Raw genomic sequence first — 427 nt, forward strand, 5'->3', positions numbered from 1 at the left:
GCTTCTTCTACCGCTCGAGGCTCGGCTTTGATAATCTCAACTTCGGGATAAATATTATTGGCAACGGAATAGTCGAGCATCTCTTGTGTTTCTTTTATTCCGCCTATCGCAGAACCGAATATTTTTTTGCTTCCGTTTATAAGCAATTCTAATATATTTATGCTCGGCACTGGATTAACTGGAGTAAGTCCCAAAACCGCCATCTCTCCGTCTCTCTTCAACATCGCCATATACATATTTAAATCGTATCTTGCGGGTATCGTGCTTATTATGTAATTTAAAGTGTTATCGAGGTTTTGCAAATCGCTTGGATTATTGACATTCACATATTTAACCGCTCCCATATTTAAAGCGTCCTCTCTCTTATCTTCCGTTATATCGAAAACTGTCACATCAGCTCCAAGTTTAACCGCGTATTGAACAGCCA

1 protein-coding gene is annotated in these 427 nt (G+C 39.6%); it reads right to left on the bottom strand.

All coding sequences use genetic code 11. The features are described 5' to 3' along the window. The coding region (locus EZH24_RS13475) for a zinc-binding dehydrogenase (protein ID WP_137999495.1) at nt 1-427 on the bottom strand (427 nt) is incomplete at both ends.

Source organism: Brachyspira catarrhinii (assembly GCF_005518285.1).
GTDB lineage: Bacteria > Spirochaetota > Brachyspiria > Brachyspirales > Brachyspiraceae > Brachyspira > Brachyspira catarrhinii.